The sequence below is a fragment of the Mesorhizobium sp. P5_C1 genome (genome assembly GCF_054049815.1).
Map to the genome: position 1 here is coordinate 1 of NZ_JBFULQ010000221.1, position 8,839 is coordinate 8,839.

7 protein-coding genes are annotated in these 8,839 nt (G+C 62.3%); all 7 read left to right on the forward strand.

The window, feature by feature from the left end:
* The coding region (locus ACXJ7R_RS17990) for a polysaccharide biosynthesis protein (RefSeq protein WP_457153013.1) at positions 1 to 1,507 on the forward strand (1,507 nt) is incomplete at its 5' end.
* A gap of 315 nt (positions 1,508 to 1,822) precedes the next feature.
* A complete protein-coding gene (locus ACXJ7R_RS17995; protein ID WP_457153014.1) occupies positions 1,823 to 3,052 on the forward strand; it encodes a septal ring lytic transglycosylase RlpA family protein in 1,230 nt (409 codons plus the stop codon).
* A gap of 103 nt (positions 3,053 to 3,155) precedes the next feature.
* Positions 3,156 to 4,322 (forward strand): D-alanyl-D-alanine carboxypeptidase family protein, encoded by a 1,167-nt coding sequence (locus ACXJ7R_RS18000; protein ID WP_457153015.1) that lies wholly within the window; start codon positions 3,156 to 3,158, stop codon positions 4,320 to 4,322.
* A 205-nt stretch (positions 4,323 to 4,527) separates the two neighbouring features.
* Positions 4,528 to 5,202, forward strand: a complete 675-nt coding sequence (gene tmk / locus ACXJ7R_RS18005; protein WP_457153016.1) for a dTMP kinase — start codon at positions 4,528 to 4,530, stop codon at positions 5,200 to 5,202.
* On the forward strand, positions 5,199 to 6,254 hold the full coding sequence (locus ACXJ7R_RS18010) for a DNA polymerase III subunit delta' (RefSeq protein ID WP_457153017.1): 1,056 nt from the start codon (positions 5,199 to 5,201) through the stop codon (positions 6,252 to 6,254). Before tmk ends, ACXJ7R_RS18010 begins: the two co-directional genes overlap by 4 nt.
* A 138-nt stretch (positions 6,255 to 6,392) precedes the next feature.
* Complete coding sequence (gene metG, locus ACXJ7R_RS18015; protein ID WP_457153018.1) at positions 6,393 to 7,946, forward strand: methionine--tRNA ligase; 1,554 nt, start codon at positions 6,393 to 6,395, stop codon at positions 7,944 to 7,946.
* Positions 7,946 to 8,758, forward strand: a complete 813-nt coding sequence (locus ACXJ7R_RS18020) for a TatD family hydrolase (RefSeq protein WP_457153019.1) — start codon at positions 7,946 to 7,948, stop codon at positions 8,756 to 8,758. The genes metG and ACXJ7R_RS18020 overlap by 1 nt, the downstream gene beginning before the upstream one ends.
* The last annotated feature ends 81 nt before the right edge of the window (positions 8,759 to 8,839 follow it).

Here is an 8,839-nt window from a genome sequence, read left to right on the forward strand (position 1 = left end):
CGGCACCTGCAAGTTCGTGCTGCTGGTTGGAGCCACCGACAACGCCGACGCCTTCCTGAGGACCACCAAGGAGAGAGATAATGCGTCATTCAATATCCTCGCGATAATCGACGAACGGGGGCGCAGGACCGGACGTTCTATTCGCGGGGTTCCAGTGTTGGGTCCGCTGGAAAGACTGCCGCAGATCCTCAATCGATTTGAGGCCCAGGGGCGCCGACCCGAAGYGCTCATCCTGACGCGTTCGCGCGAGGACTATCAACAGCACGCCAGCATCGAGGCGTTGGTTGAGATTGCGACACAGCAGAAAGTCGAAATCCTGAAGCTTCCGAACCTTCTCGACATGCAAAGCATCGATGCTGAAATTGAGCCGCGTCCGATCAAGTTGGAAGATCTCTTGCATCGGCCGCCCGTTAGACTTGATGCGCTCAAGATCGCCTCAATGATCGAGGGCAGGACCGTAATGATCACCGGCGCGGGCGGTTCGATTGGATCCGAGCTGGCACGGCAGGTCGCGGCCCTGAACCCACGTGGCCTCATTCTCGTGGACGCCAGCGAGCACCTTCTCTACTCTATCAAGACTGAACTCGCTGGCACCCGCCCGAGCCTCAAGTTGCATGCTGCCCTCTGCAACGTGCGCGAAAAGGACGCCGTCGACAGAATCGTTGCCGGCCATAGGCCCGACGTGCTCTTCCACGCAGCAGCACTCAAGCATGTGCCGATCGTTGAGGCTCAGCCGCTTGAAGGCCTTTTCACCAACGCGATCGGGACGCGTAATGTCGCTGAGGCCGCGCTTCGTGCCAACGTCTCCACGATGATTATGGTGTCGACCGACAAGGCTGTGAATCCCTCTAGCGTTATGGGCGCGACCAAGCGGATGGCGGAGATGTTCTGCCAGGCGATGGATCTGGACTCGGCGGTCAACGGCACACGTTTCGTCACCGTTCGGTTCGGCAACGTCCTGGGCTCGGCCGGATCCGTGGTCCCACTGTTCGAGAAGCAGATCAGGGCCGGCGGCCCCGTGACAGTTACCCATCCGGAAATGGAACGCTTTTTCATGACAATTTCGGAAGCCTGCCTCCTCGTCCTGCAGGCGGCGGCGCATAGCCGCGAGCGGCAGCAGGAGCGCGGCCGAATTTACGTTCTCGACATGGGCTCGCCGGTGAAGATCGTGGATCTTGCTCGAAATCTCATCCGTCTCTCGGGGCACCGCCCGGACACCGACATTCAGATAGTCTACACCGGGCTTCGGCCTGGGGAAAAGCTTTGCGAGGAACTCTTCGACAACAAGGAAACCTTGAGCGGGACCGGTGCGTCGGGGATCCTGGCCGCATCTCCACGGTCGATCGAGGGAGCGCTGATCGTGCGCATCTTCGACGAAATGAAACGCAGGATCGACGCCCAAGATTTGCCCGGCGCCCTACGGCTTCTGAAATCGACCGTCGGGGAGTTTATTCCGGGGAGCGAGATTCACCTGCTGATGAGCGGGGAGGACTCGGGCAAGCACTGATCCTCATCGCGGTGCCACCGCCACAAGCTAAAAGCGTATTGCCATCCTGACTTTGTGCAAAGCGTCCCTACCATGTTCGCGTCCATGTCGCCTGGACGCAGGCCTAATCCGTCCACGCTGCCGGCCGGCCGCCAAGGCACCGGCGCCACAATATTGCCCGGTTCCGGCCATAATCGATTAATACCGTGATAAACAATTCCTGCGCACAAAGGATCGGGGTTCACGGTGTCATTGGTATTGTCGAGTGAGTGCTTTGCTCCTCTGGCGRTTAGATGGCGGCGTCTTTCATTGAGACTGTAGGGGACATCTGAAAAAATGCAGGCTGTGACGCACCCGCGTCTTCGTCGCGCTGCTACAGTCGCGTTGTTGGCGGTATCGGCTGCCTTACTGGCGGCTTGTGCATCGCCTGAACCCAAAGCGATGGTCTACAAAAAGACCCGCTCCAAGGAATATTTCTCCGAATCCGAATACGGCGTGAAGGCAAGCCCGCGTGTGGCCTTCCGGGGCGGGCGGCTGCAGCGCGGCGGCGGCCGGGACCAGCTCGGCAAGCCCTATCAGGTCCGGGGCAGGTGGTATTACCCGAAGGAAGACAAGCACTACGCCAAGGTCGGTCTGGCCTCCTGGTATGGCGATGCCTTCCACGGCCGGCTTACCGCCAATGGCGAAGTCTACGACATGACACACCTGACGGCGGCGCATCCGACCATGCCGTTGCCAAGCTATGCCCGTGTCACCAATCTCAAGACCGGCAGCTCGGTCATCGTTCGCGTCAACGATCGCGGCCCCTATCATGAAGGCCGCATCATCGATGTGTCGGAGCGCGCCGCCCAAATGCTTGATTATGCCAATATCGGCACCGCTCAGGTGAAGGTCGAGTATGTCGGCCGCGCACCGCTGGACGGCGATGACGACCAGTATCTGATGGCCTCCTACCATCCCGGCAACAGGGCGCCGGATCCGTCGGATGGACTGCCGACCGGCGTCATGGTCGCCATGAACGGACCGTCGCCGAGTCTTCCCGTTGGTGCCGCCGCCGTACCGTTTCCTGGCCAGTTGACCGATTCGGGGCCGGCCCAGGCGGTCATGCCGGCGCAGTCGCCGGCCTATGGCGACCTGGCATTGCCGGATTTCGGCCCGATCGTGCCGGAGCGCCCGGAGATCAACCTGCCGCCGCAATCGCCGTTTGCCGTGGCCTCGCTCTCCTATGCGGACGAGCGCGTAGAGCGCGCCTCCAACGCCTTCGCAGCGCTGGGCGGCGAGGGCATGTCACCGGCCGACCTGCTTCAATCGTGGAAGCGTCAGTCGCCGTCGGCCGGTTCGCCCACCGACTATGTTGCGGCAGGTTCGTTCGAGGATGCGGCGGAGGCCAAGCGCGTTGCCGCCCAGCTTGCCGCATTCGGCAAGATCGAGATCCAGCGTTCAGAACTCGACGGCGAGGATTGGTATTCGGTCAATCTCTATCCCGATGGCCACCGCAATCTGGATGATTTGCTGCAGGCGGCCTGGTCGCATGGCGCGCCGGATGCACTGGCTGTGCGCAACTGAGCGCAAGCAAGGTCGGATCTCCACTGCGCGGTTGATCCGCCACGGAAAAAGCCTGATACTTTTCGCGGGCTTGCCGGACGTGCCGGCCAACGGGTCGAATTTCATGCAATTTCGCTTGCTCCAGCCTTTCGCCGGGCTTCTGTTTTTTTGCCTGCTATTGCTTTCCCTGGCTCCAGCCAGTGCGCAGCTTTTCGAGACCAAGGCCGCGCAGGTCTTCATGATCGACGCCGAGACCGGGACGGTGCTGTTTTCGAAAGATGCCGACAAGCCGATACCGCCGGCTTCGATGGCCAAGCTGATGACCATGGAAGTGGTTTTCAACGCCATAAAGTCCGGACGCCTGAAGCTCGACGATACGTTCGTGGTCAGCGAAAACGCCTGGCGCAAGGGTGGTGCGCCTTCGGGAACTTCGACGATGTTTGCCAAGCTCAAATCGTCGATCCGGCTAGAGGATCTCATTCAGGGCGTAACGGTTCAGGCGGCCAATGACGGCTGTATTGTCATTGCCGAAGGCATGGCCGGCTCGGAGGACAATTTTGCTGCGCAGATGACCGAGCGCGCCCGCCAGATCGGGCTCAAGACATCGACGTTCGTCAATTCGACCGGCCTGCCGGCGGACGGCCAGCAGACGACGGTGCGGGAGTTGGCGCTGCTGGCCGTGCATCTGTGGCGCGATTATCCGGATTTCTATCACTACTACGGCCAGAAGGATTTTACCTGGAACAAGATCTCGCAGCGGAACCGCAATCCGCTTCTGGCAATGGACATTGGCGCCGACGGCCTGGCGGTCGGCGCGAGCGAGACGTCAGGCTTCGGCATGGTCGGTTCGGTCAACCACAACGGCACGCGGGTGATCGCGGCGATGAGCGGACTGGCCAGCGACAAGGAGCGAGCCGAAGAGGCGCGAAAACTGCTCGACTGGGGTGTTCGCTCTTTCGAGAAGACCGAAATCTTCGCCAAGGACGAGGTGGTCGGCGAAGCCCAGGTTTTTGGCGGCGCGAAATCCGGCGTGACGCTGAAGGCCAAGGGTCCGATCGCCATCTTCCTGCCGATCACCAACCGCGACAAGCTGACGGCCAAGATCGTCTACACAGGCCCGGTTGCCGCCCCGGTGGAGGAAGGGCAACCGGTGGGCGCGCTGCGCGTCTGGATCGGCGACACACTCAGCCAGGAAACGCCGCTTTTCGCCGCCGAGTCGATCGGCGTCGGCACGTTGCCGCAGCGCGCGCTCGATGCCGTCAAGGAACTGGCGATCGGCTGGCTGCGCTAGAGCGATTCATCGCTTCACGGAAACGCAGAACCGCTCTATCTCTTGGCTTTGACGCAATTCCCTAGGGAAAGTGCTGCGCTTTTCCCAGGAAAACCGTTTCACACTTTTCCTGGAATTGCGCTAGCGCCGACGGCATAGACGTTTGCCCCGACGCGGACTATCTAGAGCGCTATAACCACCCGCAAGCATGGCAAAGGCTTTTCGATTGGCGCGCGGATTTTTCATCACCTTCGAAGGCGGCGAAGGAGCAGGCAAGTCGACGCAGATCGAGCGGCTGGCCAGGAAGATGCGCGCCAAGGGATATGATGTCCTCCCCACCCGTGAACCTGGCGGCTCGCCTGGCGCCGAAGCTGTCAGGCATGTGCTGCTTTCGGGCGCGGCCGAACCATTCGGGCCGAAAATGGAGGCGCTGCTGTTCGCCGCCGCGCGCTCCGATCATGTCGAGCAGGTCATCCGTCCGGCGGTCGAGCGTGGCTCCATCGTGCTTTGCGACCGCTTCTTGGATTCATCACGCGTCTACCAGGGAGTCACCGGCGGTATCGACCCGGCGTTCATGGATGCGCTGGAGCAGGTTGCCATCAACGGCATGATGCCGGACATGACGCTGATCTTCGACATCGATCCGGCGGAGGGCCTCAGGCGCGCGACGTTGCGGCGCGGCACCGAAGCAATCGCCGACCGCTTCGAAAAGGAGAGGCTGGCGATCCATCAGGCCCGCCGCGAGGCGTTTCTGGCAATCGCGGCGGCCGAGCCGGAACGCTGCATCGTCGTTAACGCCGCCGCCGATCCCGATACGGTCGAGAATGTCGTCACCGCCGCCGTGTTCGCGGCGCTGGAGGCAAGAACGCCTTCGCGCAACAGGCAGGCGACGCCGGCATGATCTTCGAACGCATCGCACCCGAGCAGCACGACACGCTGGACGGCGTGCCCGAGCCATCCGAAACACYGCGCCTGGTTGGACACCGGCAGGCCGCGGGGATGCTGACCGCCGCCTATCGTGCGGGAAAGCTGCCGCATGCGCTGATCTTCTCCGGGCCGGTCGGCATCGGCAAGGCGACGCTTGCCTTCCATCTTGCGCATCATCTGTTGAAGCACCCGGACTTCGCGCAGGCGCCGGAAAGCCTTGCCATTCCCGATCCGGCCTCGTCGCTGTTTCGCCAGATCGCCACCGGCGCGCATCCTTGCGTGCTGCACCTGACCCGTCCGCCCAACGACAAGACCAAGAGCTTCAAGACCGTCGTCACCGTCGACGAGATCCGCAAGGTCAGCCGCTTCCTGTCGCTGACCTCGCATGACGGCAGCTACCGGGTTGTGATCGTGGACCCAGCCGACGACATGAACACCAATGCCGCCAATGCCTTGTTGAAGAATCTCGAAGAGCCGCCRGCACGAACGCTGTTCATCCTGATCGTCCATGCGCCGGGCAGCCTGCTGCCGACGATCCGGTCGCGCTGCCAGGTGGTGCGATTGACGCCGCTCGATGCCGACGACCTGATGGCGGTGCTGGAAACGACCGAACCGCCACCGCCGGACGATCCTGCCGCGCGCGCGGCGCTGGCCGAGCGGGCAGGGGGCAGCGCGCGCAGCGCGATCCTGTTGACGCAGTATGGCGGGCTGGAGATCGCCTCAACGCTCGACGCCCTGGTGGCGGCAAGAAAGAACGATGTCGGCGGCGCGTTTCGCCTTGCCGAGGCTGTCGCCGGCCGCGACCAGGCAATCCAGTTCGACATCTTCAACCGCCGGGCGCTGGAGCTGTTGTCGGATGCGGCAAGCCAGGCAGCGCTGGCGGGTGACCTCACACGGGCCAAAACACTGTCGGACACTTGGCATGAGGCGCTCGACGCTATATCTGAGACGGACACCTACAATCTCGACAAGAAGCAGCACGCCTTGACCATGATCGACCGCCTGAATTCTGCAATGCGAATGTGACGGTTTCTCCATGCATGCCGTGCCCCAAATCCGGGGCCACTTTTGGGCGGCATGCATTGGCCCCGGGATGGCAATCGCCGCCCCGATGCGATATCCACCGCCACGCCTTTCCATTCAGACATTCATGACGGTTCATTCATGTCACGCGACAAGTTCTACATCACGACGGCGATTTCCTATCCGAACGGCAAACCGCATATCGGCCATGCCTACGAACTGATCGCAACCGATGCGCTTGCCCGCTTCCAGCGGCTCGACGGCAAGCAAGTCTTTTTCCTCACCGGAACCGACGAACACGGCATCAAGATGCTGCAGACCGCCAAGCGCGAAGGCATTTCGCCGCGCGAACTGGCCGATCGCAACTCGGCTGAGTTCAAGCGCATGGCGGAGGCGCTCAACGCCTCCAATGACGATTTCATCCGCACCACGGAAGAGCGGCATTACGCGTCGTCGCAGGCGATCTGGAAGGCAATGGCCGCCAATGGCGACATCTACAAGGGCGGCTATGCCGGCTGGTACTCGGTGCGCGACGAAGCCTACTACGGCGAGGAGGAGACGGAGGTCCGCCCGGACAATGTCCGCTACGGGCCACAGGGAACGCCCGTCGAATGGGTCGAGGAAGAGAGCTATTTCTTCCGCCTCTCGGCCTATCAGGACAAGCTCGTCGCGCTCTATGAAAACCAGCCCGACTTCATCGGCCCGGCTGAGCGCCGCAACGAGGTGATGAGCTTCGTCAAATCGGGACTGAAGGACCTGTCGATCTCGCGCACCACCTTCGACTGGGGCGTGCCGGTGCCGGGCGACGAGAAGCACGTGATGTATGTGTGGGTCGACGCCTTGACCAATTACATCACAGGTGTCGGCTATCCCAATGAAAATGCTGACGATTGGCATTTCTGGCCTGCGGATGCGCACATCATCGGCAAGGACATCGTCCGATTTCATGCGGTGTATTGGCCGGCCTTCTTGATGTCTGCCGGCATCCCGCTGCCGAAACGTGTCTTCGGCCACGGCTTCCTGTTCAACCGCGGCGAGAAGATGTCGAAATCGGTCGGCAACGTCATAGACCCGTTCACCATGATCGAGCACTACGGTCTGGACCAGGTGCGCTACTTCTTCCTGCGCGAGGTGCCGTTCGGCCAGGACGGCAGCTACAGCCATGAAGCAATCGTCAACCGCACCAACGCCGATCTTGCCAATGGCCTTGGCAATCTGGCGCAGCGCTCGCTGTCGATGATCGCCAAGAACTGCGGCGGCGTGGTGCCGCAACGCGGCACCCTGGCGGATGAGGACAAGGCGATCCTCGATCAGGCAACTGCCGTGCTCGCCGTGGCGCGCAAGACCATGGCCGAGCAAGGCATCCATCTGGCGCTGGCGGCGATCTTCGGCGTGGTGGCGGAAGCCGATCGTTATTTCGCGGGCCAGGCGCCATGGGCGTTGAAGAAGAGCGATCCGGCGCGCATGGAAACCGTGCTGTGGACGACTGCCGAACTCGTCCGGCGCGTGGCGCTGTTGTGCCAACCCTTCATTCCGGGATCGGCCAACAAACTGCTCGACCTGCTGGCGGTGTCGGCGGACAGCCGCGATTTCGTGCATGTCGCGGCAGACCACGCGCTTGTCTCCGGGGTTGCCTTGCCCGCGCCGGAAGGGGTGTTTCCGCGTTACGTCGAACAGCCGGATGCGAACGCCTGATGCTCGTCGACAGCCATTGCCATCTGGATTTTCCAGACTTCGCCGAGGAGCGGGCGGCCATAGTCGCCCGCGCCAGGGCGGCCGGTATCGGCCGCATGGTGACGATCTCGACGCGCGTGAAGCGGTTTCAGCAAATCATTGAAATCGCTGAAACCTTCGACGAAGTGTACTGTTCGGTCGGCACCCATCCGCACAATGCCGCCGAGGAACTCGACGTCACCGCCGCGGACCTTGTGCGCCTGTCAGCTCATCCGAAGGTGGTGGCGATCGGCGAGGCGGGGCTCGACTACTTCTACGACAAAGCGCCGCGCGATGCCCAGGCGCAGGGGTTTCGCGCCCACATCGCCGCCGCTCGGGAAACCGGTCTGCCGCTGGTCATCCATTCGCGCGATGCCGATGACGACATGGCGGCCATCCTCGAGGACGAAACAGGGAAGGGCGCCTTCCCCTTCATCCTGCACTGTTTTTCGTCCGGGCGCCGGCTGGCGGAAATCGGCGTTGCGCTCGGTGGCTATGTATCGTTCTCGGGTATCCTGACCTTCAAGAATTCGGCCGAGTTGCGCGCCATCGCAGCCGATGTGCCGCACGACCGCTTGCTGGTCGAAACCGACGCACCTTATCTGGCGCCCGTACCGTTTCGCGGCAAGCGCAACGAGCCGGCCTATGTCGCGCACACGGCCAAAGTGCTGGCCGAAACAATCGGCGTCAGCGAGGCTGACATCGCTGATCTGACGACGAACAATTTCTTCCGCCTGTTCGGCAAGATGCCGCGACCTCCCGAGCAAACTGCTTGGCCCAAGCAAAGTGCCTGAACGATGACCGACCGGCTGCGCCTCACCATTCTCGGCTGCGGCTCGTCGCCAGGTACGCCGCGCATCACCGGCGACTGGGGC